The 24553-nt window shown below is 70.5% G+C and carries 21 protein-coding genes; 11 read left to right on the top strand and 10 right to left on the bottom strand.

The genetic code is table 11. The features are described from left to right. The first annotated feature begins 84 nt into the window (after positions 1 to 84). The gene (locus tag AC1VNM_RS06810; protein ID WP_483109251.1) at positions 85 to 714 is read left to right on the top strand and encodes a flavin reductase family protein; all 630 of its coding nucleotides are present in this window, start codon (positions 85 to 87) and stop codon (positions 712 to 714) included. Positions 715 to 807: 93 nt separating this feature from the next. Here the strand turns inward: AC1VNM_RS06810 and AC1VNM_RS06805 are convergent, their stop codons facing one another. From AC1VNM_RS06805 to AC1VNM_RS06775, 7 genes are all read right to left on the bottom strand, one after another. Continuing rightward, complete coding sequence (locus tag AC1VNM_RS06805; protein WP_483106319.1) at positions 808 to 1896, bottom strand: porin; 1089 nt, start codon at positions 1894 to 1896, stop codon at positions 808 to 810. Between the two features lie 121 nt (positions 1897 to 2017). Next, complete coding sequence (locus AC1VNM_RS06800; protein ID WP_483106318.1) at positions 2018 to 3061, bottom strand: tripartite tricarboxylate transporter substrate binding protein; 1044 nt, start codon at positions 3059 to 3061, stop codon at positions 2018 to 2020. A 127-nt stretch (positions 3062 to 3188) separates the two neighbouring features. Further along, complete coding sequence (locus tag AC1VNM_RS06795; RefSeq protein WP_483106317.1) at positions 3189 to 4730, bottom strand: sensor histidine kinase N-terminal domain-containing protein; 1542 nt, start codon at positions 4728 to 4730, stop codon at positions 3189 to 3191. Beyond that, positions 4727 to 5392 carry a response regulator gene (locus AC1VNM_RS06790; RefSeq protein ID WP_377155182.1) on the bottom strand — a complete coding sequence of 222 codons (666 nt, stop codon included), beginning with the start codon at positions 5390 to 5392 and terminating at the stop codon, positions 4727 to 4729. Before AC1VNM_RS06790 ends, AC1VNM_RS06795 begins: the two co-directional genes overlap by 4 nt. Before the next feature lie 74 nt (positions 5393 to 5466). Continuing rightward, complete coding sequence (locus AC1VNM_RS06785) at positions 5467 to 5637, bottom strand: hypothetical protein (protein WP_483106316.1); 171 nt, start codon at positions 5635 to 5637, stop codon at positions 5467 to 5469. Continuing rightward, a complete protein-coding gene (locus AC1VNM_RS06780; protein ID WP_483106315.1) occupies positions 5627 to 6043 on the bottom strand; it encodes a hypothetical protein in 417 nt (138 codons plus the stop codon). The genes AC1VNM_RS06785 and AC1VNM_RS06780 overlap by 11 nt, the downstream gene beginning before the upstream one ends. A 396-nt stretch (positions 6044 to 6439) precedes the next feature. Further along, positions 6440 to 6772: a hypothetical protein gene (locus AC1VNM_RS06775; RefSeq protein ID WP_377155185.1), complete on the bottom strand. Its 333-nt coding sequence runs from the start codon at positions 6770 to 6772 to the stop codon at positions 6440 to 6442. 440 nt (positions 6773 to 7212) lie between these two features. Here AC1VNM_RS06775 and AC1VNM_RS06770 point away from each other — a divergent pair, with 440 nt between their 5' ends. From AC1VNM_RS06770 to AC1VNM_RS06760, 3 genes are all read left to right on the top strand, one after another. Next, positions 7213 to 7638: an organic hydroperoxide resistance protein gene (locus tag AC1VNM_RS06770; RefSeq protein WP_377155186.1), complete on the top strand. Its 426-nt coding sequence runs from the start codon at positions 7213 to 7215 to the stop codon at positions 7636 to 7638. 25 nt (positions 7639 to 7663) lie between these two features. Beyond that, positions 7664 to 7792: a hypothetical protein gene (locus tag AC1VNM_RS06765; RefSeq protein ID WP_377155187.1), complete on the top strand. Its 129-nt coding sequence runs from the start codon at positions 7664 to 7666 to the stop codon at positions 7790 to 7792. Between the two features lie 103 nt (positions 7793 to 7895). Continuing rightward, positions 7896 to 8960, top strand: a complete 1065-nt coding sequence (locus AC1VNM_RS06760) for an MBL fold metallo-hydrolase (protein ID WP_483106314.1) — start codon at positions 7896 to 7898, stop codon at positions 8958 to 8960. Positions 8961 to 8991: 31 nt separating this feature from the next. Here AC1VNM_RS06760 and AC1VNM_RS06755 read toward each other — a convergent pair whose 3' ends face one another. Then, entirely contained in the window at positions 8992 to 10416 is a 1425-nt protein-coding gene (locus AC1VNM_RS06755) for an MFS transporter (protein WP_483106313.1), read from the bottom strand. Positions 10417 to 10673: 257 nt separating this feature from the next. Here AC1VNM_RS06755 and AC1VNM_RS06750 point away from each other — a divergent pair, with 257 nt between their 5' ends. The 7 genes from AC1VNM_RS06750 (at position 10674) to AC1VNM_RS06720 (ending at position 21667) form a co-directional block, all read left to right on the top strand. Then, the gene (locus tag AC1VNM_RS06750; RefSeq protein WP_483106312.1) at positions 10674 to 12236 is read left to right on the top strand and encodes a methyl-accepting chemotaxis protein; all 1563 of its coding nucleotides are present in this window, start codon (positions 10674 to 10676) and stop codon (positions 12234 to 12236) included. A gap of 242 nt (positions 12237 to 12478) precedes the next feature. Beyond that, positions 12479 to 13030 carry a type VI secretion system lipoprotein TssJ gene (gene tssJ, locus AC1VNM_RS06745; RefSeq protein ID WP_483106311.1) on the top strand — a complete coding sequence of 184 codons (552 nt, stop codon included), beginning with the start codon at positions 12479 to 12481 and terminating at the stop codon, positions 13028 to 13030. Beyond that, entirely contained in the window at positions 13027 to 14361 is a 1335-nt protein-coding gene (tssK, locus tag AC1VNM_RS06740; RefSeq protein ID WP_377155192.1) for a type VI secretion system baseplate subunit TssK, read from the top strand. Before tssJ ends, tssK begins: the two co-directional genes overlap by 4 nt. A 74-nt stretch (positions 14362 to 14435) precedes the next feature. After that, positions 14436 to 15758 carry a DotU family type VI secretion system protein gene (locus AC1VNM_RS06735; protein ID WP_377155193.1) on the top strand — a complete coding sequence of 441 codons (1323 nt, stop codon included), beginning with the start codon at positions 14436 to 14438 and terminating at the stop codon, positions 15756 to 15758. Further along, positions 15755 to 19333, top strand: coding sequence for a type VI secretion system membrane subunit TssM (tssM, locus tag AC1VNM_RS06730; protein ID WP_483106310.1), 3579 nt, complete (start codon positions 15755 to 15757; stop codon positions 19331 to 19333). The genes AC1VNM_RS06735 and tssM overlap by 4 nt, the downstream gene beginning before the upstream one ends. Positions 19334 to 19355: 22 nt before the next feature. Then, positions 19356 to 20066, top strand: coding sequence for a type VI secretion system-associated protein TagF (gene tagF / locus AC1VNM_RS06725; protein ID WP_483106309.1), 711 nt, complete (start codon positions 19356 to 19358; stop codon positions 20064 to 20066). A 77-nt stretch (positions 20067 to 20143) separates the two neighbouring features. After that, on the top strand, positions 20144 to 21667 hold the full coding sequence (locus tag AC1VNM_RS06720) for a HAMP domain-containing methyl-accepting chemotaxis protein (RefSeq protein ID WP_483106308.1): 1524 nt from the start codon (positions 20144 to 20146) through the stop codon (positions 21665 to 21667). A 33-nt stretch (positions 21668 to 21700) separates the two neighbouring features. Here AC1VNM_RS06720 and AC1VNM_RS06715 read toward each other — a convergent pair whose 3' ends face one another. Then, a complete protein-coding gene (locus tag AC1VNM_RS06715) occupies positions 21701 to 22570 on the bottom strand; it encodes a PP2C family protein-serine/threonine phosphatase (protein WP_377155197.1) in 870 nt (289 codons plus the stop codon). 33 nt (positions 22571 to 22603) lie between these two features. Continuing rightward, positions 22604 to 24541 carry a type VI secretion system-associated FHA domain protein TagH gene (tagH, locus tag AC1VNM_RS06710; protein ID WP_483106307.1) on the bottom strand — a complete coding sequence of 646 codons (1938 nt, stop codon included), beginning with the start codon at positions 24539 to 24541 and terminating at the stop codon, positions 22604 to 22606. Positions 24542 to 24553: the final 12 nt, after the last annotated feature.

Here is a 24553-nt window from a genome sequence, read left to right as displayed (position 1 = left end):
GGAGGGCTGAATCACGCGCAGGAGCAAGGTCCGGCGACCGCCGTCACAATGGTCGCCGCCATGAAGACGCTCTTGAACGAACTCCTGAACGAACACGTCGCGCCGGTCCCGCTGAACAAGGCCTACCGGCTGCTCAACCACGGGCCGACCGTGCTGGTGTCCGCCGCGCACGGCGCCGTGCGCAACGCAATGGCCGCGGCCTGGTCCTGCGCGCTGGACTTCCAGCCGCCGAAGGTGACGGTGGTGCTCGACAAGGCGACGCGCACGCGCGAACTGGTGGAGGCCAGCGGCTTCTTCGTGCTGCAGGTGCCGACGGCCGCTCAGGCCGAGTTGACGCACCGGCTCGGCAATCGCAGCCTGCATCAGGATGCGGACAAGCTCGCCCACGCGGGGGCGAGGCTGGTCGATGTCGACCTCCCGGCCGATGCGGGCGTCGGCCCCGACGGCGCCGCCGCGGGTCCCGTCCCGCTGGTGGACGGCTGCGCCGCGTGGCTGGTGTGCCGGGTCTTGCCCGAGCCCCGCAACCAGTGGATCTACGACCTGTTCATCGGCGAGGTCGTCGCGGCCTGGGCCGATGCCCGCGTGTTCAGCGACGGGCATTGGCACTTCGAGTCCGCGCCGCCCGAGCTGCGCACGCTGCACTACATCGCGGGCGGCCAGTTCTACGCGATCGGGGAATCGATCGTCGTGCCGGACACGCCCGCGGCGGGTTGAACGGAGCGGATACGCGCCAGGGCGGATCGATCGCGGCCTCGCAGTGACGGCGACGTCGGACCGGTGCGGTCCGGACCGACGTGCCGACGCCGGTCAGAACCGGTGCTGGATGCCCAGGCCGACGCTGGACTGCGAATCGCCGAAGCCGTTGTCGTCGCGCGAGACGCTGACCCGTCCGCCGTCGCCCGACTTCGCCGTCGAGGCGACCGCGTAGAGGCTGGTGCGCTTGGACAGCTCGTACTTGGCGCGCAGCGCATACAGCTTCGGATCGTCGGTGCCGCTGGCGCCGCTGGAGATGTTCTGGAAGTACACGGCCGGCGTGATGCTCAGCGCGGGCGTCGCCTGCCAGGTCGCGCCCAGCCAGGTCATCGTGCTCTTCGCATCGGCGCCGCCGACCGCGAACGCCTTCCTGTAGACGCGTTGCGCCAGGAACAGCTTGACCGGCTTCCAGTCATAGGACGCCGCCCAGTGCAGCGCCTTTTCCTTGTCGTGGCGGCCGTTGGCGGCGATCGTCGCGCCGTTGCGCTGATCGACAACCAGCGTCGCCGAGAACGGCCCCGCCGTGTACGCGCCCGCCAGCGCGAAGAAGCGGCCCGCCGAGTCCGAGCCCGTGACCTCGCCGAGCGCGTAGGTCGCGCCGACCTTCACCGGGCCGAAGGTCCCCTGGTACTTGATCAGGTTGGACATGCCCGTGGCCATCCCGTCCTTGCGCGGCAGCGTCGCGATCTGGCCCCCGGACGTGGCCCACGAGTAGAACGGCGCGTAGCCCATCGGGTCGAACGGCAGCAGGAAGTCGTAGGTGGTGGTGTAGGAACGGCCGGCGACGACGCGGCCGAATTCCCCCTCCAGGCCGACGTTGGCCTGGCGGCCCCAGTAGGACGAGCCCGCCATGCCGGTGTCGAAGGCGACCTCGGCCTCGAGCTGGAACACGGCCTTCAAGCCGCCGCCGAGGTCCTCGGCGCCGCGCAGGCCCCAGCGGGAGGTGTTCATGCCGCCCGACGTCAGGCCGAAGCGGTGGTCGCCGGCGGCGTTCATGTGGTCGCGGTATTCCAGCAGGACATCGGCGATGCCGTAGACCGTGACGCTGCTCTGCGCGAAGGCGGACGGTGTCGCGCACAGGGCCAACAGGCCGGCGGCGCACAGGGTGTTCAGTCGGATCGGGGTCTTGCGGGAGGATGTCAAGGGAGTCTCCTTGTTGTCGTTGAAAAAATCCGGACGCAGGGGCGCCCGCGGTCCTCACGCGGTGAGGCCCGGGTCTGGGGGAATCGGAGGGACGGGAAGCGGGACCGCCGCTTCGACGCGCTCAGCGTCTGAGGCCGAAACGGGTGGCGAGCTCGACGTACTCGCGGTTCTGCCGGTCGATGACGTCGCGCAACGCCGGGCCGGTGAGCGCGAGCGGGAACAGCCCGTGGCGCGCGCGGACCTCGGCGAAGGCCGGCGCGGCCATCAGGTGGTCGAAGGTGGCGGTCCAGGCGGCGACGTCGCCGTCCGAGACCTTCGGCCCGACATAGAAACCGCGGATCGCGGGCCAGACGATGTCGACGCCCTGCTCGCGCGCCGTCGGCACGCCGGACAGCGGGCCGGGCAGGCGCTGGTCGGCGAGCACCGCCAGCGCGCGGAAGGGGCTGCCGGCGCCGAGCTTGTCGAAGACCTCGGACGCGTCGCCCATGTAGACCTGGACGTGGCCGCCCTTGAGCGCGGCGATGGCTTCGCCGCCGCCCTCGAAGGCGACGAAACGCATCGACTTGTGGTCCACGCCGCCGGCCCCGGCGACCAGCGCCGACTTGACCCAGTCCTGGCTGCCGATCGTGCCGCCGGCGGCGAAGCTGATCCGGCCCGGATCGGCCTTCAGCGCGGCGAGCAGCTCGGGCAGCGTCTTCCACGGCGACTGCCGGCCGACCAGGACCACGCCGTAGTCGACGCCGATGGCGGCGATCCAGCGCACGTCGTCGACGCTACGCTTGCCGAAGCGGCCATGCGAGAGGTTCAGCAGCGAGCCGCTGGAGAAGGCCACCAGCGTGCGCGGCTCGGCGGGGCGGCGCGTGACGATCTGGTCGAAGGCGATCGCGCCGACGCCGCCCGGCATGTAGCTGATGCGCATCGGCGTCGTCGTGAGGCCGGCCTGCTGGAACGCGGCCTGCGCGAGCTTGCAGCTCTGGTCGAAGCCGCCGCCGGGCTTGGCGGGGGCGATGCATTCGGGCGCGGTGTCGCCGCCCGGCATCGGCGCGATGGCGGGCATCCTGGCGGGCGCCGAGGCGCCACGGCCCGGCTGCGCCGTGACACCGGCGGACGCGGTCAGCCAGACAGCCGCCATGAGCGTGGCCGCCCAGGTCGAGATCGATCGCATGTCTTGTCTCCTCGCGGTGGTCTGTATCGCCGCCGGCCGTCGTCGATCGCGAACGCTCGCGCATCGTCGACAGGGCCGCGCGGTCGCCCGCCACCTGCTGGTGACGAACTCTAGGAAAGCGGCGCTTTCAACCGGCTTTCAGCGTGAAAGGAAATTCCGCCGTCGCGCGCAGCGGAAGCCGCAGCGTGACGGTGGTACCGCGCTCCAGGCCGTCGGCGTCGAGACGCGCCGCGGCGATCTCCATGTCGCCGAGGTGGCGACGGACGATCGCCCGCACAATGGCCAGGCCCAGTCCCGAGCCCGGCAGGTCCACGTTGCTGCCGCGGAAGAAGCGCTCGCCCGCGCGCGGCCGCTCGTCGGCGGGAATGCCGGGGCCGTCGTCGACGACACGGATCACGGCCCAGTGCGCGCGTTCTCCGCTCTCTTCGCTCTTTCCGCTCTTTCCGCTCTGCACGCCCTGCCCGGCTGCCTGGTGTGCCTGCCTGCGTTCCACCCCGACCTGCAGCGTCACCGCACCGCCGCGCGGCGTGTAGCGCAGCGCGTTGTGCAGCAGGTTCAGCAGCGCCTCGCGCAACTGACCTTCGTGGCCCAGCACGACGATGTCCCCACCCATGTGATCGAAGCCGAGGTCGATGCCCTGCTCCCGCGCCAGCGGCCAGGATTCGCGCGCGCAGCGATCGGCCAGACGGTCCAGCGCCAGCGGCGTCATTGCCACCGCCGCGGTATCGGCGCGGGCCAGCGCCAGCATCTGGTTGGTGCGACGCACGGTGTCGTCGATCTGGCCCTTGAGCGCGGCCAGCGCTTCGGCGAGCCGCTCCGGGTCGCGCTCGCGACGCGCGTAACCCACCATCGTGGCCAGCGTCGCCAACGGCGTGCGCAACTGGTGCGAGGCGTCGTCGACGAAACGCCGTCGGCCGTCGATCAACTCGCGCTGCCGGGCGAGGTGATGGTTGATCGCGCGCACCAGCGGCGCGGCGTCGGCGGGCACCTCGGTCTCGTCGACGGGCGACAGGTCGTCGTCGGCACGCGCCTCGACCTCCCGCCGCAGCCGCTCCAGCGGCCGCAGCGCCCAGCCGATCACCAGCGCCAGGGTGCCGGCGACGATGGACACGGTCAGCAGGTCGCGCCACACCGCCTGCAGCAGCAGCGCGCGCGAGAACGCGTTGCGCGAGTTGGTGCTCTCGGCCACCTGGATGATCATCCGTCGGCCGGGACGTTCGGGATCGAGCTCGCGCGCCCACGCGCCCACGCGCACCGGGGCGCCGAAGTACTCGGCATCGATGAAGCGCGGCACGCCGGTCTTCAGCGGCTGGCCGGGCAGCGGCAGGCCGGCGTTGCCGATCTCGACGAGGCCGTCCTCGGTGCTGACGCGGAAGAAGACCTGCCCGCTGGCGGTGAGCTCGAAGAACTCCAGCAGCCGGTACGGCATCTCGACGGACAGGCCGCCGGTCTCGGTGGAGACGTTGCTGTCGATCGCCTTGATCGCGCCGAGCAGCGAGCGGTCGTAGGCGGAGTTGGCCGCCTGCAGCGCGGTGCCCCAGGTCAGCGCCAGCTCGATGCCGACGGCGGCTAGCATCACCGGCAGCACCAGCGCAAGCAGCGTGCGGCGGACGCTGAAACGGTGCCAGCGGGTCGGGAGCGAGGGCCAGCGGAGGCCGAGGCGTTTCACATCGCTTCCAGCACGTAGCCCAGGCCGCGCAATGTGGTGATGCGGACCTTGCCGGACTCGATGCGGCGGCGCAACCGGTGGACGAGGACCTCGACGGCCTCGGGCCGGACGTCCTGCTCGTCGGAGAACAGGCGCTCCAGGATTTCCTGCTTGGACATGGGCTCGCCGCTGTGCTGGATCAGCGTGCGCAGGACCGCGTGCTCGCGCGGCGACAGCGCCAGCGGTTCACGGTCCAGCGTGAAGAGCTTGGAGGCCGCGTCGTAGACCAGCGGGCCGCAGGCGAAGCGCGGCTGATCGCGGCCGCGGGAGCGGCGGATCAGCGCGATCAGTCGGGCTTCGAGTTCCTGCAACTCGAACGGCTTGGCGAGGAAGTCGTCGGCGCCTTCATGCAGCGTGCTGACGCGTTCCATCAGCGAGTCGCGTGCGGTCAGCACCAGCACGGGGACGCGCGAATCGGCGTCCCGCAGTCGCGCCAGCACCTCGTGGCCGCCCAGGCCGGGCAGTCCGAGGTCCAGGACCATCGCGTCGTAGCGGGTGGCGGCCAGCTGGTTCAGCACCAGCCGGCCGTCGTCGACCCAGTCGACGACGAAGTCGTTCTGGGCAAGCGCCTTCACCAGCCAGTCGGCCAGGGGCTTTTCGTCTTCGACGAGGAGGATCCGCATGGCGCGCGATGCTAGCGCGGCGGTTTACGGTGGCGGCTAGTGTCTTTCCACATGAATGGATTCCCTCGCCAGATTCACGCTTCAGTGGCCATCGAGCCTTCACTTGCCTTATTGCGACGTCGGGTCGCCTTTTCTTCGTCGGTATCCAGATATCCCAATCGACCGGCGACATAGAAAATCGTGCCAAAGAAAATCATGTAGAAGACAAAGGCCGCAAGGCCACCGAGCAAGAGTTCAGACAACATTGAATCCCCTTCCAAGAAGGTAGTAGTGAAAATAAAGATTGGAGCCAACAAATGTCCACATGGTCATGCACATGGCTACCCGCACGCCAAATGAGAAGCGATGATCCGAAGGCATCAGGAATGTCGGCTCAATCCAGCGGACAATGAGCAACCAGATCAGAATCGACAGGAAGATCAGCGCTGGCGAAATCGCCGGAAGAAGCTGCCTGACGGCCGCATTTGGCACATGGCAAGCCAGATCCTGTATACCGATGGCAATCGCACCGTCGAATGCAAGAAGCATCAACGCCCAGTCCGCGGCCGAGCTTTTCAGGGCTTGCTCCCCTCGCAGAATCAGATTCAAGGCCCAGGTCGCCGCCGCGGGAATGGTGCCCGCCAGCCAATATGTCAGAGCCTCCGAGGTCATCGCATCTCCAAGTACTGCAGATGAAGACGATCCTATGACTGCGCGAGATACCCGAAAACGAGTCCACCCCGCGTTTTGCGAGGTTCTTGCCATCAAAACAGTGCAAACAAGTAGTCCGGCGTCACCGCGGGACAAAGTGGGGCTAGCAAGACGCGCCGGATGCGTCGTGAATCGATGAGGGAATGGCCTTGTTCAGGCGTGTCGGAGGCAGCAGCGCGGGCCACCCGGGCCCGGACACGCGCCGTCTCGCGACGGCACGGGTTCGCGCCGCACCGCGGTCGCGAGACTCCTCCGGCTGGCGCTGCGCAGCGCCAGGAACGGCATGGGATGCGGGAACCTCCCCGCCGCGGCCCGCGACGACATCGCGGATCGCCGACAGCGGCGGGTGAGTCCCGCTCAGGCGGACAGGCCGCGCGCCGCGTCGATCGTCGCGATCGCCTCGACCGTGTCGCCGTGGCGGACCAGCCAGCTGACCTTCTCCAGCTGGCGCAGATCACGGGAGTTGTCCGGGTCGCGTTGCGCCATCAGTTGGCGACGCACGTCGCGCAACAGATGCATCGCGTTGTCCTGGTGATCGCAGTAGAGCTCGACCTGCACCGCGCGCAGTTGCTGCTGGATCGTCGCGCGGCGCTCCGACCGGCGCGCCATGTCATCGGGATTCGTCGAGGCCTGGGCCGACGCCGCCGCGAATGCGGCGACCATGGCGAGGATCGGGGTGGACTTGCTCATGTGCATCTCCTTCGGCTCGGCGGGCTCCGCGCCGGTGGCGTCTCGGGAAAGGCGTCGCCGTGGGCCGCGGGGCCGGTCGGGCCGATTGCGTCAAACATCGTGTTGCCCTGGGCGTAAGGTGCGCCCACCGAATTAGGGCGTCCTTAAGAAAACCGTCTGACGGGCGCTGGAAAACCTGTCGCGGCGCTGCACGCCCCAGGTTTTACGCGGCGGCAACGTCGTCGTCACGGACCGTCACAGAGGCGGCTCCGGAGGAGGTCGTTCGCCTCGTCTGTCCGGACGCCCGCGGGGGCGGACGGTCCATTTGTATGCCAGTGTGTCCAACGGCTGCCGCGACACGCGCCGCGCCAATTCGCCCCGGGGGGTCACACATCGTCGATACATCGGCCCGTTGCAATGCAGGTCATGCAGCGAGTGACGCTGTGCCACTGGAGTCCGACATGCCCCCGACCACCGATCACGTCCAGGTCCTCTACACCGCCCACACGCACACGACCGGCGGCCGCGACGGCCGCGGCCAGTCCGACGACAGCCGTCTCGACGTCCAGCTGGGGTCGCCCGGCACGTCGCGGCCCGGCACGAATCCGGAACAGCTGTTCGCGGTCGGCTGGTCCGCCTGCTTCATCGGGGCGATGGGCCTGGCCGCCCACGCGATCGGCGTGCGGCTGCCCGCGGAGGCCGCCGTCGACGCGTCGGTCGACCTCAACAAGGGCGCCGATGGTTACTTCCTGAGCGCCAAGCTGCGGGTCAGCCTGCCCGGCCTGCCCCGCGACACGGCCTACGAGCTGATCAAGCGCGCCCACGAGACCTGCCCCTACTCGAAGATGACGCGCGGCAACATCAACGTCGGCCTGGAACTGGTCTGAGCTGGCGACAACACGGATGCACCTCATGAAGCGATGGCTGCTCGCCCTGCTCTTCCTCCTCGGCGGCGCGGCGCATGAGGTGCGCCATCCGCTGCAGTGCACCGCGGTCACGAGCGGGGCCGGCCCCTCGGGAAGACGCCGGCCCGCCTCCTGAGGGTCGCACCGGCGCGGGACACCGACACCGGGGCATCAACGCTGGGGCATCAACGCTCGGTATAGTGACTTTCACCATCACCTCGCCGCGCGCTGCTTCGGCCATGAGCCCCGTTCCCCCTGCCCCGTCCCCTGACGTTCTCCCTGACGTCCTCCCCGACGTCCTTCCCGACGTTCTCCCTGCCGTTCCCCCGGCGGTTTCTTCCGCCTTCACCATCCGGGCCTTCCACGACGACCGGACCGGCACGGTCAGCTACGTGCTGGCCGACCCCGCGACCCGCCAGGCGGCGATCGTCGATCCGGTGCTGGACTTCGACCTGAAGTCCGGCCGCACCGCGACCACGCAGGCCGATCGCCTGCTGGCGCACGTCGCGCAGGCGGGGCTCACGGTGCAGTGGATCCTCGAGACCCACGCGCATGCGGATCACCTGTCGGCGGCGAGGCATCTGCAGGCGCATGTCGGCGGCCGCATCGCCATCGGCGAACACATCCGCGAGGTGCAGGCGGTGTTCCGCAAGCTCTACAACCTGGAGCGCGATTTCCTGCCCGACGGCCGCCAGTTCGACCACCTGTTCCGCGACGGCGAGACGTTCATGATCGGCGGCATCGAGGCGCAGGCACTGCTCGTGCCGGGACATACGCCGGCCTGCATGGCCTACCGCATCCGGGGTGGCCTCGGGACACGCCGTGAGACCGGCCTTGAGAAAGGCGGTCAGGAAGGCGGCCAGGCAAGCGGTGAGTCAGGCGGTGAGGCAGGCAGCCAGGACGTGGTCTTCGTCGGCGACACGATGTTCATGCCCGATGTCGGGACCGCGCGCGCGGACTTCCCCGGCGGCGACGCGGCGACGCTGTACCGCTCCATCCGCCGCCTGCTGGCGCTGCCGCCCGCGACGCGGCTCCTCGTCTGTCACGACTATCCGCCCGAAGGCCGCGCGCCGGCCTGGGAAACGACGGTCGCCGAGCAGCGCGCCCGCAATATCCACGTCCATGACGGCGTCAGCGAAGCCGAGTTCGTCGCGCTGCGCACCGGGCGCGACGCCCAGCTGGACGTGCCGGCGCTGATCCTGCCCTCGATCCAGATCAACATCCGCGCCGGCCAGATGCCGCCCGCCGAGGACAACGGCGTCAGCTACCTGAAGATTCCGCTGAACACGCTGAGCCGGCAATGACGGACGGTGACCGGCGCTGATCCGGGGCCGGTCAGTGCCCGCCCGCGGCGGCGCCTTGATCCTCGCGGTCGACCGTCACCGGAAACGGCGCCAGCCACGCCAGCACGATCGGCGGGATCGAGAACACCAGCACCCAGCCGAAGAAGCTCGCGTAATGCTGGCCCAGGCCCGCGTAGAGCCAGCCGCTGACGCTGCCCGTCGTCCACCTCGTCAGCGCCATCACGCCGGTGGCCATCGCGTAGTGGGTCATCTTGAAGGGCCCCGGCGCGATCTGCTGCATCATGTACAGCATGTGCCCCACGGAGCCCATGCCGAAGCCGAACTTCTCGATGGCGACCACGGCGCCGATCCACCACAGGTCCGTCGGCATCGCGTGGCTGAGGTAGTAGTAGGTCAGGTGCGGCAGGTTGAGCGCGACCGCCAGCAGCAGGAACGAGCGTCGCAGCGTCATCTTCGCGGCGATGAAGCCGCCCAGGAAGGCGCCCGCGATGAACGCGATCGTGCCGGCGCTGCCGTAGATGTGGCCCAGCGCCGCGTTGTCCAGGCCGAGCCCGCCCGCCGAGCGCGGATCCAGCAGGAACAGCGGCCCGAACTTCTCGATGAAACCCTCGCCGAAGCGGTAGAAGAAGACCACGGCCAGCATCATCCAGATCGACGGCTTCTGGAACAGCGTGACCCACGACTGCCGCAGCGACACCATCGCGCTGGCCAGGTCCTGCCCCTGCACCACCGACGGCGCGCCCGTCGGCAACACGCGCAGATGCCACAGCCCGAAGCCGCCCATCATCGCCGCCGCGCCCAGCATCACGGCCATCCAGCACTGCACCCAACTCCAGCCCAGCGAGCCGTGCAGCCAGCCCGTCAGCGACACCAGCAAGCCCGACGCCACCACCGCGCCCAGGTTCCAGCACATGCCCTGCACCCCGGCGTAGCGCGCCTGCTCGCGGGGGTTCATCGTGGTCATGAACACCCCGTCGGCCACGATGTCCTGCGTCGCCGAGGCGAAGCCCGTGATCCAGAAGAAGGCCAGCGACGCGCGGAAGAAGCCGTCCAGCGGCAGGCAGAACGCGACGGCGCCGATCGACGCCATCATCAGGAACTGCATCGCGATCACCCACCAGCGCTTGGTCCGGTAGGGCTCCAGCAGCGGCGACCACAAGGGCTTGAGCACCCACGGCAGGTACATCTGCGAGGTGTAGAGCGCGATGTCCTCGTTGGACACGCCCAGGTTCTTGTACAGGATGGCCGCGACCAGGCCGACCAGCACGTTCGGCAGGCCCATCGCCAGGTACAGGGAGGGCACCCAGGTCAGCGGATGACGGGCCTGCACCGCGGCGGCCTCGCCGCCCGGCGCCTCGCCCAGCGGCGCCTCGCCCAGCGGCGTGTGGCCCAGCGGCGTGTTGCCCGGACCCGCGGGCGCGCCGCTGCCGGCGACCTGGGATAGATCTGCACTCATCGACTGTCTCCTCTTATGGATGCGGAGCATAGAGCACCCTGACAACGCTGTCATACGGGCAAGTGCGGAGTCTCCGGACGCTCATCCTGCGTCGTGCGTTCGCACGGTCGTCCGTGAAGGACTTCGCAACGGGTCACAGGACGTGGGGACGCTGACTTCACACCGTGTTCAGGGGCCCCTCACGGACAGGTTTCTGAAGGCTGACGGGCGCACCCTGGTGACACCTCTCGTAACACCCGGCCTCCCCGGTCAAGACCATGTCCATCCTCCGCAACTTTCGCATCGGCAAGCGCCTGGCGCTGGCCTTCGGCGCCGTGCTGGCACTGCTGTGCTTCATCGCGGCGTTCGGCATCCAGCAGATGGCGCACATCAACGACAACGTCCAGGACCTCAACACGAACTGGCTGCCCAGCGTCGCCAAGCTGGCCGACATGCAGGACGCCGCCAACGAAACGCGCCGCCTATCGCTGCGTGGCGCGCTGGAGATCGACGACGGCGCGCGCGCCAGACTCGTGCAGCAGCATGACGCGTCGGTCCTGGCCTTCGACAAGGCGGCGCATGAGTACGAGCCTTCCATCACCGGCGACAAGGAACGGCGGCTCTACGACCAGATCCGCGACGCCTGGAAGGCCTTCCTCGAGTCGGATGCCGAACTGCAGCGCGCCGTCGCCGGCGGGGACGCCCAGCACGAGACCGCCCGCAAGCTGGCCGGCGGCAGTTCCTCCGCCCTCTTCAGCGCGCTGTCCAAGGCCGTCGACGTCGATGTCGCCTTCAACCGCGATGGCGGCGACCAGGCCGCCAAGGACGCCGCCGTGTCCTACGCCACCGGCCTGCGCGTGACGCTGGTCGTGGTGGCCGTGGCGCTGGCGATCGGCATCGTCCTCGCGCTGCAGGTGACGCGCTCCATCACCACCCCGATCGCCGAGGCGGTCCGCGCGACCCAGGATGTCGCCGGCGGCGACCTCACCGTGCGCATCCAGGCGGAAGGCCGCGACGAACCCGCCGACCTGCTGCGCGCGATGGGCCGCATGGTGGAACAGCTCGGCCAGCTGGTCGGCCAGGTGCGCGACAGCAGCGACAGCATCGCCAACGGTTCCAAGGAGATCGCCCAGGGCAATGCGGACCTGAGCTCGCGCACCGAAGCCCAGGCGAGCAGCCTGCAGCAGACCGCCGCGTCGATGGAGGAATTGACCAGCTCCGTCGCGCAGAACGCCGCGTCCGCGGGCCAGGCGAGCCGCATGGCCGCCGACGCGTCCGGCGCGGCCGCTGAAGGCGGCCGTGCCGTGAGCGCCCTGGTCGAGACCATGCAGGGCATCAGCGATGCGTCACGCCGCATCGGCGACATCATCGGCACGATCGACGGCATCGCCTTCCAGACCAATATCCTGGCGCTGAACGCGGCGGTCGAGGCGGCACGGGCTGGCGAGCAGGGTCGCGGTTTCGCCGTCGTCGCGTCCGAGGTGCGGGCGCTGGCGCAGCGCTCGGCCGGCGCGGCCAAGGAGATCAAGGACCTGATCCAGGCCAGCACCCAGCGCGTGGACACCGGCGCGCGGCAGGCGCAGAGCGCTGGCGAGGTGATGCAGCGCGTGGTCGCGGAGGTCGGCCAGGTCGACACCCTGATCCGCGAGATCTCCTCCGCCACGCAGGAGCAGACCGGCGGCATCCAGCAGGTCGGCGACGCCGTCACCCACCTGGACCAGGTCACCCAGCAGAACGCGGCCCTGGTCGAGGAAAGCGCGGCCGCCGCCGAGAGCCTCAACGGCCAGGCCCAGCAACTGGCGAAGCTGGTCAGCCAGTTCCGCGTCAGCGCCACGGCCTGACCTCCGCCTGCCCTCCCCAGACCATCGCCCGCAGTCCCCGGTCGCAAAACCGGGACAGTACGGCAGTGGTTGGGGACGGTGAGGCGTGGGGTTCCGGACCTTGCGTCCGGGGCCCCATGCCTCGGCGGCCGACGCCCGGGCCTCCAAAGGAGCGTTCTCGCCCGCGGTCCCCGATTACCTAAGTCACCACCCCGAAGCCCCCCCGCTGGCTATCCTTTCTTCCGGTCAAGAAGGACAACCAGATGCTCACGCCGCGTTCGGGACACCAAACCACCCAATCCCTCACTCGCAGGGCTGCTGTTGCGGCCCCGCTGGCCTTGGGGGCGCTGCTCGCCCTGGGTGCCTTGGGGGGATGTTCCTCCCTCGACAAGATCAATCCCTTCTCCAGTTCGGAGAAACCCACCGAGGTGACCAAGGGCAGCATCCAGGCGTCGGCCCAGGTGAACCCGAGCGTGACCAAGCGTCCCTCCCCGCTGCTGGTGCGCGTGTATGAGCTGAAATCGGACGTCGGCTTCAATGCGGCCGACTTTGTCAGCCTGTACCAGAAGGACCAGGCCGAGCTGGGCGCCGAGATCGTTTCCCGCGAGGAGATGACGCTGCAGCCTGGCGAAGCGCGTCCGTGGACGAAGAAGATCCTGTCGCCCGAGACGCGCTTCGTCGCGGTCTTTGCCGCCTACCGCGACCTGGAGCGTGCGCGCTGGCGCGCGGTCGTGCCGGTGGTGGTCGGCAGGAAGCAGGAGATTCTCATCCAGGCCGAAGAGCTGTCGGTCAGCGCGACGGTCAGGCTGCCGTGAGCTGGCACAGCAAGGTCATCTGGTCGCAGGGCATGTTCCTGCTGCCGCACCATTTCCAGCAGGAGACCCGTTACCTCGAGCATCTGGTGGACAGCCGCGCCCGCGCGTTGGCGCCGCACGGCTGGGGGTTCACCGAACTCGTGCTGGACGAGGCGCTGCTGAGCGTCGGCCGGCTGGGCATCGTGCGCGCGAGCGGCATCCTGCCCGACGGCACCCCGTTCCAGATTCCGCAGGCGGATGCCGCGATGGCGCCGCTGGAGGTGCCCGCGGACCTGAAGGGCGACATGGTCGTCCTGGCCGCGCCGATCGCCCGCCCCGGCACGGACCAGGTCGCGTTCAACGGCCACGATGCCGGCGAGCTGCACCGCTATCACGTCGTCGACCAGGACCTGCGCGACCAGACCAGCGCCGGCGACGAGCCTGAACCCGTGCAGACCGGCGCGCTGACGCTGCGCCTGCTGCCCGCCCGCGAGCTCAACGACGCCTATGCCGCGCTGGGCGTGGCCCGCATCGCGGAACGCCGCGCCGACCAGCAGCTGGTGCTGGACCGCAGCTACATCCCCCCGCAGACGCGCATCGACGCCAGCGGCCATCTGTCCGTGATGGCATCGCTGCTGCACGGGCTGGTGCGCCAGCGCGCGCAGTTGCTGTCGTCGCGGATGGGGCAGCTCGGCAACGGCGTGTCCGAACTGGCCGACTTCCTGATGCTGCAGGCGCTGAACCGCGCCGACCCGCTGTTCCGCCAGCATGCGGCCTCCCCGCACGTGCACCCGGAAACGCTGCATCGCGACTGCCTGCAACTGGCCGGCGACATGGCCACCTTCGTCAGCGACACCCGGCTGGCCTCCGAATATCCGCTGTACCGCCACGACGACCTGCGCGGCAGTTTCGCGCCCTTGCTCGAGGACCTGCGCCGCATGCTCAGCGTCGTGCTGGAGCGCAACGCGCTGCAGATCGACCTGACCGAACGCACCCACGGCGTGCGCACCGCCGTCGTCCCCGACGCCGACCTGCTGCGCAGCGCGAGCTTCGTCATCGCGGTCAATGCGCAGGTGGCGGCGGAACAGCTGCGCCAGCGTTTCCCCGCGCAATCCAAGCTGGGCCCGGTGGACCGCATCCGCGACCTCGTCAACCTGCAGCTGCCTGGCATCAGCATGCGCGCGCTGCCGGTGGCGCCGCGCCAGTTGCCGTTCCACGCGGGCTTCCATTATTTCGAGCTGGACCGCGGCGGCGACCTCTGGAAGCAGCTCGAGCGCAGCGGCAGTCTGGCGCTGCACGTGGCCGGCGATTTCCCCGGACTGGAACTGGAGCTCTGGGCCATCCGGCAGTGACCGCCGCTCGCGGCGACGCCGGGCCCCGCTCCACGCTTCCACCGATTCAAGACCAGTAACCTCCGGGAGCCGGCATGGACCCCTCCGCGCTCAACGATCCGTTCGCAGGCTTCGACGATCAGCGCACCTTCATCAAGCCCCGTCCGGGCGGCGCGCAGGCGCCGCGCGGCGCCACACCGTCGCCCGACTCCGTGCAGCCCGACGCCGCCCCGCCGGCCGCCGGGCTCAACCCGCTGCTGACGCTGGCCAACCCGCTGCTGCTGCTCGTCCCGCAATTGCGCGGGACGCGCCGCGTGGACGACGTGGCGGTGCTGCGCAACAACCTGGCCCAGGGCATCCGCGACTTCGCGGCCCGCGCCGCCGCGGCCGGCATCCCGCCGGAGCGCGTCATGGCCACGCGCTACGTGCTCTGCACGATGATCGACGAGGCCTGCGCCGACACGCCCTGGGGCGGCTCCGGCGTCTGGGCGCGGCACAGCCTGCTGTCGATGTTCCACAACGAGACCTGGGGCGGCGAGAAGGTCTTCCAGCTGATGGCCCGCCTGGCCGAGAAGCCCGAGGCCAACCGCGACCTGCTCGAACTGATCTACGCCGCGTTGACGCTGGGCTTCGCCGGACGCTATCGCGTCATCGACAACGGACCGGCGCAACTGGAAGCGGTGCGTGACCGTCTGGCCCAGATCCTGAAGCAGCAGCGCGGCGACTACCCCGCCGCGCTGGCGCAGCACTGGCAGGTCGAGGCCATCACCCAGCGCCGTCACATCGGCTGGCTGCCGCTGGCGGCGACGGCGGCGCTGACAGCGTTGCTGCTGGTGGGCGTGTACCTGTCGCTGACCCTGTCGCTGGCGGAGCGTTCCGATCCGGTGTTCGGACAGATCCAGGGGCTGCGGCTGTCGCCGCCCGTGGTCGCGCCCCCGCCGCCGCCGGCCAAGCCGCGCTTGGCGCAGTTCCTTCAATCCGACATCAAGGCCGGCCTGGTCACCGTGCGCGACGAGGTCGACCGCAGCGTCGTGACCATCCGCGGCGACGGTCTCTTCGCGCTGGGCAGCGCGACGATCGTGCCGGAGCGCGAAGCGCTCATGACCCGCATCGCCGACGCGCTGACGCAGGTCCAGGGCACGGTGCTGGTGACCGGGCACAGCGACAACACGCCGATCCGCACGGTGCGTTTCCCCTCCAACTGGCACCTGTCGGAAGAGCGCGCCAACACCGTGCGCGAATTGCTGGTGGCGCGCCGCGTCGCCCCCGAGCGCATCCGCGCCGAGGGCCGCGCCGAGGCCGAGCCGGTCGCCCCCAACGACACCCCGACCAACCGCGCGCTGAACCGGCGCGTCGAAGTCAGCCTGATGGTCAATGGCCGCGCGCCTGAAGCGCCGGCGCGCGGAGCTTCCCGATGAAACGCGTCCTGGGATGGATCTTCAACCGCTGGGTGCTCCTGGCGGTGCTCGTGCTGGCGGTCGCGCTGCTGATCTGGATCGTCGGTCCGCTGGTGGCCGTCGGCGAGGCTCGGCCGCTCGACACCGAGCGCTCGCGCTGGCTCACGATCGGCGTGCTCGTCCTGATCGTGGCGCTGTGCATCGCATGGAGCCGCTGGCGCGCCAAGCGCGGCAACAGCGCCGTCGTCAACCAGCTGCTGCAGCAACCCGCCGCGGACGCCCCCGAGCGCGAGACCGCCGACATGCTGGCCGTGCGCGAACGCTTCCGCCAGGCGCTGCAGATGCTGCAGCGCTCGCGCTTCGGCGCGGAGGGATCGGCGGGCTTCGGCGCCAAGCTGCGCTCGCGCTTCGGCGGCCGGTATCTCTACGAGCTGCCCTGGTACCTGATCATCGGCGCGCCGGGTTCGGGCAAGACCACGGCGCTGCGCCACAGCGGGCTGAACTTCCCGCTGGCGGACCAGATGGGCGACCACGCGATCCGCGGCGTCGGCGGCACCCGGCATTGCGACTGGTGGTTCACCGACCGCGCCGTGTTGATCGACACCGCCGGCCGCTTCACCACGCAGGACAGCGATCCCACCAACGACAAGGCGACCTGGAGCGGTTTCCTGCAGATGCTGCGGCGCTCGCGTCCGCGCCAGCCGATCAACGGCGCGCTGGTGACGGTGTCGGTCACCGACCTGCTGTCGCGCAGCCCGTCGGAGCGTGCCCAGCACGCCGCCACCGTGCGGGCCCGCGTGCAGGAGCTGCAGAAGGACCTGGACATCCGCTTCCCGGTCTACCTGCTGGTCACCAAGGCCGACCTGCTGTCGGGCTTCATGGACTACTTCGCGACGGTCGACAAGGACCAGCGCGCGGCGCCGTGGGGCTTCACCTTCCCGCGCAACAGCACGTCGCCGCTGGCCGGCTACGGCGCGGAGTTCGACGCCCTCGAGCAGCGCCTGCAGAACGGCCTGATCGACCGGCTCCAGGCCGAGCGCGATCCGCAGCGCCGCGCCCGCATCTACGGTTTCCCGGCGCAGTTCGCGAGCCTGCGCGCGCTGCTGGCGGAATTCGCCGAGGGCGTCTTCGCGCCCTCCCCTTACGAAGCCCAACCGCTGCTGCGCGGCGTCTACTTCGTCAGCGGCACGCAGGAAGGCACGCCCATCGACCGCGTGCTCGGCTCGGTGGCGCGCAGCTACCAGATCGAGAACGCGGTGCTGGCGCCCAACCAGGCCAGCGGCCGCAGCTACTTCCTGAACCGGCTGCTCAACGAGGTCGTCTTCGCCGAAGCCGGCCTGGGCGGCACGCACCGCGGCTGGGAGCGCCGCCGCAACGCGCTGGCGCTGGGCGGCTACGCCCTGGTCGCGATCGCCGGCATCGGCCTGCTCACGGCCTGGACCGTCAGCTACTTCAACAACAGGAAGTACCTGGAAGAGACCTCCGCCCGCGCGGACCAGGTCCGCGAGCTGCTGCAGGCCACGCCCAACCGCGCGACCGCCGACCTGCTGCCGATCCTGCCCGCGCTGCAGGCCACGCGCGCGCTGGCCGCGGTCGACGAGAACGTCCCGTGGTCGATGCGCATGGGCCTCTTCCAGGGAAAGAAGCTCGACAGCGCCGCACGCGCGTCCTACCAGCGGATGCTGGGTGACGCGGTGCTGCCGCGGCTGGTGCTGCGCATCGAGGAACAACTCCGCCAGGGCGCGGCCACGCCGGTCACGCTGTACGAGGCGCTCAAGGCCTACGTGATGCTGCACGACCCGCAGCACTTCGACGCCCCGGCGCTGAAGCAGCACATCGAGGGCGACTGGGAAACCACGCGCCGCGAGCTCACGCCGGACCAGCGCGAGGCGCTCGGCGCCCACCTGGACGCGCTGCTGTCGCAGGGCGGCATCGCGTCGCCGCTGCCGGAGGACGCCTCGCTGCTGACGGCGGTGCGCACGCAGCTCGCGACGCAGCCGCTGCCGCAGCGGATCTACAACCGGCTGCGGGCGCAAGGCCTGGGCACCGAGTATCCCGACTTCACCGTCGCGCGCGCCGGCGGCCACAACGCGCCGCTGCTGTTCACGCGAGCCAACGGCGCGCCGCTGACGCAGGGCGTGCCGGGCTTCTTCACCCGCGACGCCTACCTGCGCGGCTTCCAGCCGCGGGTCGGCCAGGTCGCGGACGAGCTGGCCGCGGAAGAGCCGTGGGTGCTCGGCGTCGCCGCCGCGCCGAAGAATCCGCAGGACCTCGTGCGCGCCAACGCGCCGCTGGTCGACGACGTCCGCCGGCTCTACCTGAACGACTACGCGGCCTCCTGGGAGTCCTTCCTCAACAGCGTGAAGCTGCTGCCGATGGCGACGGTGCCGCAGTCGGTGGAGCGCTCGCGCATGCTGTCCGCGCCGGACAGCCCGCTGGGTCCGTTCCTGCGGGCGGCGTCGCGCGAGACCACGCTCGCGCAGCCCGGCAACGCGATCGAGAACGCCGAGCGACGCGCCGCGGACCTGGTCCAGCAGACGCGCGAAAAGGTCGCAGGCATGTTCTCCGGCAAGCCGGGTCAGCAGAACCCGGCGGACCCGAACGCGCCGCGCATCGAGAACATCGTCGACGACCGCTTCGTCGGCCTGCGCAGCATGGTCACGGCTCCGGCCGGCGGCGGCAAGGCGCCGCTGGACGAGACCGTCGGCCTGATCGCCGAGGCCAACATCATGCTGACCGCGGCCGATTCCGCGCTCAAGGGCGGCAGCGCGCCGCCGCCGTCGCCGGTGCCGACGCGACTGAAGGCCGCCGCCGCGATGAGCCCCGAGCCGCTGCGCACGATGCTCGACGAACTGGGCAGCAGCAGCGCCCGCGTGTCGCAGGGCGCGATGCGCCAGAACCTCGGCATGGAGGTGCGCTCGCAGGTCGGCGAGTTCTGCAACCAGGCCGTTTCCGGGCGTTATCCGCTGGACCGCAACTCGCCGCGTGACGCCACGCAGGCGGACTTCGCGATGCTGTTCGGACCGGGCGGCAAGATCGACCAGCTCTTCCAGCAGAAGCTCGCGCCCTACGTCGACACGACGACCCGGCCGTGGAAGTTCCGTGCGGTCGAAGGCACGCCGCTGGGTGGCGACAGTGGCACGCTGCCGCAATTCCAGCGCGCGCAGGCGATCAAGGAGACCTTCTTCCCCGGCAGCGCCACGCCGTCGCTGCGGCTGGACTTCAAGCCGATCGAGATGGACACCACGATCCAGCAGTTCATCCTGGACGTGGACGGCCAGATCGTGCGCTACAGCCACGGGCCGCAGATCCCGACCTCGGTGCAGTGGCCGGGACCGCGCGGCAGCTCGCAGGTGCGGGTGCAGTTGAGCCCGGTCAGCGCGAGCGGTTCGTCGGGCCTGGTCAACGACGGGCCGTGGGCGCTGTTCCGGCTCTTCGACCGCGTCAAGATCGAGAAGACCGCCGCGCCCGAGCGCTTCAAGGCCACCTTCGAGATCGAAGGCCGCAAGGCGGTCTTCGAGGTCACCGCCAGCAGCGTCCGCAATCCGTTCCGTCTGCCGGAGCTCAACGAGTTCCGCTGCCCGGGCGGTCTGTGAGTCGCATCAGGAGAGCCCCACCATGAGCGCGCTGCCCGAAGCCCTGAACGCCGCCGGCGATGCCGTGCCCGGCTGGTACGGCAAAGTCACCGCGCTGGGCGACTTCGCCCAGCGGCGGCTGCCGCAGCACTGCGTGCAGCATTGCGACGCCTGGCTGTCCGGGATGATGCAGGACCTGCCGAAGGTGCTCGGCCCCCGCTGGCTCGACACCTACCTGACCGCGCCGGTGCTGCGCTTCGCGTGGGCGCCAGGCGTCGTCGACATGAAGTGGTGGTTCGGCGTGCTGATGGCCAGCTGCGACAACGTCGGGCGCTACTTCCCGCTGGTCATCGCGCAGCCACGCGCGCAGCCGCCGGTGGACCGCGCCGGGCTGGATCACCTCGACCGCTGGTACACGGTGCTGGCCAACGCGGCCATGCGCACGCTGGACGACACGGCGACGGTGAACTCGCTCGAGGCGGCGCTGGCCGCGGCGCCGCCCTGGCCACCGAGTCACGCGGCGACCTTGCCCGCGCCGGAGAACGCGGTGCAGTGGGTCACCTACACCGCGCCGGCAAGCCTGCTCACCGCGGCGGTGCCGATGCTGGCGGCGGGCGAGCTGCTGGAACGCCTGGCCGGCTGCACGGTGTGGTCGCCCAACCCCGAGCCCGGGGAGCAGGTCCACATGCGCTGGGGCCCGGGGCTCCCGTACGTGGAGGCGTTCGCGGCGATGCTGACGCGCAAGACCGGCTGATCTCGCTGGCTCGCGGTGACGGCAGGCGCGAGACCTTCAGCCTCACCTGTGCGACATTGCGCCCCAGGGAGAACCGCATGAAGACATTCGGACGCAGCCTCGCGCTGGGATTCCTGCTGGCCGCGGCGGTGCTGTGCGGCGTCGGCGTCGTCGCCATGAGAAGCGCCTACCTGATGGCGTCCGCGGCCGACGGCGTGACGCAGAGCCATCAGAACTTGCGCCTCCTGGCCGAGCTGCTCAACGACGTGGCCGAAGCCGAGGCCGCGCAACGCGGCTTCATGCTCACCAAGGACACGGCCTACCTCGCAGCCCTCGACAAGTCGACGGCCGTGGTCACCGCCAGACTCGCCGAGATGCGCGCGACGCCCGCGTGGCGATCCCGGAGCGCGGAGCTCACCAATACCGAACAGGACATCTCCGCGCTCTTCGCGCTGTTCCGTGAGCGCATCGCCGACCGCCAGACGATGAGCCTGGAAGAGACCACGCGATCGCCCAAGGTCAGCCTGGTCCGCCAGGGCATGGAGCGGCTGCGCGAGCGGTTCGCCGCGCTGGAGCGCGACGAGGTCGCGCAACTGGAGATGCGCTCGGCCGAGATGGGCCAGACCACGCGGCTGGTCAAGGGCGTGGGGCTCGGAGGCACGGTGCTCGGTCTGCTGATCGTCGTCGTCACCGGCCTGGTCCTGCAGCGACTGCTGATGCAGATGGTGGGCGCGTCCGCCGTGGACGTGGCCGAGCGCGCGCGCGAACTGGAAGCCTCTTCCGTGCGACAGGCCGGGGCGACGAAGCAGACCTCCTCCGCGGCCATCGAACTCACCGCCACGATGCACGAGGTGCAGGCGGCCGCCAACCAGATCGCGCAGCGCTCGACCGAGGTCGAGGAGATGGCCTCGGCCAGCACACGCGCCGCGACGGCCGGCAGTCAGGCGATGGCCCGCGCGCGCGAGGCCACCGTCTCGCTGAGCCAGCAGATCGACATGGTCGTCACGCAGATGACGACGCTGGGCAAGGAGGTCCAGGGCGCCTCCACCGTGCTCGGCGCCATCGAGGAACTGGCGGAGCGCACCAACATCCTCGCGATCAACGCAACGATCGAGGCCTACGGCGCCGGCGAGGCCGGCGAGCGCTTCCGCGTCGTGGCCGACGAGATCCGCCGCCTGGCCGAGAAGGTGCGCGCCGATGCGGTGGACATCCGGCGCCAGCTGGACTCGATCCGCAACGTCTCCAACGCCACCATCATGTCGACCGAGGCCGGCGTCAAGGCGGTGGCGGCGAACTCGTCGCTGTTTTCGGAGGCGGAGGCGATGTTCACGCTGATCTCCGAACGCGTGGCGGCGTCCGACCTCGCGAGCAAGGAGATCAAGATGGCCACGCACCAGCAGTCCAGCGCCGGGCGCCAGCTCGAGGTCGCGTTGACCGATGTCGGCCGCGCGACGGCCGACGCGGAACAGGTCGCGCAACGCAACCTGGAGACGGCCGCTGCGCTCTCGACCACCGCGCAGAGATTGAGCGCGTTCGTGGCGTCGCCGACGCGGTGGCCGGCCGCAAGACCTGGCCCCGGCTCCGCATCGCGCACCGCGCCGCGAGGCGCGCGGGGCAGCTGAAGCACGAGCGGCCGGCGACCGAAGGCCCGGCGCTCAGAGCGGCATGCGCCGCGTCGACTCGTCCTCTTCTTCCTCTTCCAGCGGGATCGGGCCGGAATCGACCGTCGACTCCTGCACCGCGGTGCCGGCTTCGTCCGTCGGCGTCTGGGCCACGGCCGCCAGCACCGGCTCGCCCACCCACAGCGCGATCGCGCTGAAGTTGTCCTGGTCGGGCAGCCGGCGCTCCTCGATCACCGCGCGCATCGCCGCCAGCCAGTCGTCCGGCGACCCCGCGTTGCGCAGCGTGTCGTGGATCAGCGTGTCGCCCGCGCTGCCCCACCAGCCGTCGCTGCACAGCAGGAAAACGTCCCCGTCCTGCAAGGGCTGCGGCGCGGTGGTGTGCGGGTTCAGGTCATCCTCGATGCCGAGCGCGGCCACGAGGTGGTTCTTGTGCGGATGATCCTCCGCCTGCTCGGGCGTCAGCAGGCCGGCCTCGATCAGCATCTGCACGACGCTGTCGTCCTGCGTGATCGTGTCGATGTCGCCGCCGCGGATGCGGTACAGGCGCGAGTCGCCCACGTGCGTCCACAGCGCGAAGTTGCGCTGCGCGTCGACGCACAGCGCGACCAGCGTGGTGTGCATGCGGTCGCGGCCCGTGCCCTCGACGCCGCGCCGCACGTCGTCGTGCGCGGCCAGCACCGCGCCGGTCAGCAGCTCGGGGCGCCACGGCAAGGTCGCGTCGCCCAGGCTGGTCTGCATGCGGTGCACGGCGCGGCGCGCGGCCTCGGCCCCGTTGCGGTGGCCACCGGCGCCGTCGGCCAGCACGGCATACCAGCCGGGGCCGTTCTCGTGCGCCACGATGGCGTCCTCGTTGTTGTTGCGCGCGCCTTGTTCGCTGCAGGCGGCAACCCTGATCTTGAGCATGGTGTGAACGACGTGTAGGACAAGTGGCGGGACTCAGGCCCCGCTCTGCTGTGCTTGTTGTTGTGACGGCTGCGAAGCCGCGGAGGCGCCCTGCCCATGCTGGCTCAGGCGCTCGAGTTGATCTTCATAGGCCTCCAGGAAGGCCTTGCCGAACAGTGAGTGGAAGTCTTCCTGCGCCTCGTCCCGGATGGACTCGAAATGCTGCAGGTAAAGCTCCCAGAGCTTGGCCTTGCGATTCATTGCCAGCACGCTGTCCAGCACCGACCGGCTGGAGAGCTTGGCTTCCAGCGCCTTGGGCTGGAAGCGCGTCAGCACGCCCTCCAGCGCGGCGCGCGTGCCGGCCATCGTGCCGATCGTGTGGCCGACCAGGTCGCGCATCGCGTCCTGCATCGCGGCGGGACCGGGCAGGAAACCGCGCACCGGCGGCTGCAGCAGCTGCTCGAGCGCCGATTGCGCGTCGGGCGAGAACTTCAGCGGGTTGTTCTCGCGCGAGCGGATGACGGTCACCTGCGCGCGCAGTTCATGTTTCGTCGCGGCGCGCACGGCCATCATGCGCAACGCGCCGTCCACCGAGGCGTTCAGCAAGGACCCGATGACACGCATCAGGTCCGGGTTCAAGCCCTGCGGCGGCGCGGCCATGCGGATGCCGGCGCCCTCGCAGAAGGCCTGCCACAGCGCCGCGGTGTCGGCGGCCTGGCCCGGGGCGGCCGGCGGGGCGGCCACGGCCGGCGCGGGCGGCGGCACGTAAGCGGGCATCGGCGGCGGCACATGCGGCGGCGGAACCATCGCCAGCGGCGGAGGCGCCACCGCCTGAACCGCAGGCGCCGCGATCGGAGCGCCAACGGGCGGCAGGATGGGCGCGACGACGGCGGGCGCCACAGCCGGAGCCATCACCGGCGGGACGGTGGCCACAGGGGGAGCCACGGGCGGCTGAGCCGGCGGCAATGGCAGCGGGAGCGGCGTCCGGACCCCCGGGGGCCGGAAGGCCGAATGCAGCGCCGGCGTGTGGTCCGGCAGCGCGGGGGTCTGCGGCTCGGTGTTCGTTGCCGGCGCCGCGGCGCCGAACAGCGCCAGCGGGTCCGACGCCACCGTGTCGCGCAGCGCGTCGCCGGGCTTGGACGCGCCGGCCATGAAGCCGGCCAGCGGATCGCTGCCACCGGGCTGCAGGCCGAAGAGATCGTCCAGCGAGCGGTTGTTGTCACCCGGCACGAGGTCGGCGAAAGCGCCGCCGAAGCCGAGTTCGTCGTTGCGTGCCGGCGGCAGGGCCGGCGCGGGCGGCGGCGCCAGGTCCAGCCCGCCGAAGGGATCGAAGGGCGAGACCCCTCCGGAGACCGGCGACGGCGATGGCGACGCCACCGGCGCGGCGCGGGACGGCGGCGGCGCGAACGGATCGAAGTCGTCCGGCAGCATCATCGGACCCGCCGGCGCGGGCGGCGGCGCCTGGACCGGCGGCGCCGCGAAGGCCGAGACGTGCGGCGCGGGCGCCGGCGAGGTGCTGAAGACGTCGGGCGGCGGCGGCGTGCCGCCGAACAGGTCGGCGAACGGATTGGAACTGGACAAGGCGGCCGGCGCCGGGGCCGGCGACGGTCCGAGCGTCGCCGGACGGGCGAGGTCCGGCGCGCGGCGGATGACCGTCGCGCCGCTGTCGGCGCTGGCTTCGCTCTGCACTTCCAGCAGGTACCCGCCGATGCGGACCTGGTCCAGATGGCGCAGCGGCACGGCCTGACCCTGCCCCACGGGCTGGCCGGCGACGGTGATCGGGTTGGCGCTGCCGACGTTGCGGATGACGAAACCGCCGGCCTCGGCGCTGATCTCGGCCTGCTGGCGGGAGATGTGGCGCTCCGGGTCCGGCAACGCCATGGTGTTGTTGTCGGCGCGACCGATGGTCCCCCCGGTGGCGTCGAAGCGCGCGGTGATGGGCTGCGTCAGGGGCAGGTCGTTGAGCGACACCGCGCGCAGGGTGAGGGTCATGTGGCTGCCTTT

The sequence above is a fragment of the Mitsuaria sp. MSU3D genome (assembly GCF_056867975.1).
This window is presented reverse-complemented; position numbering and strand designations above follow the sequence as displayed.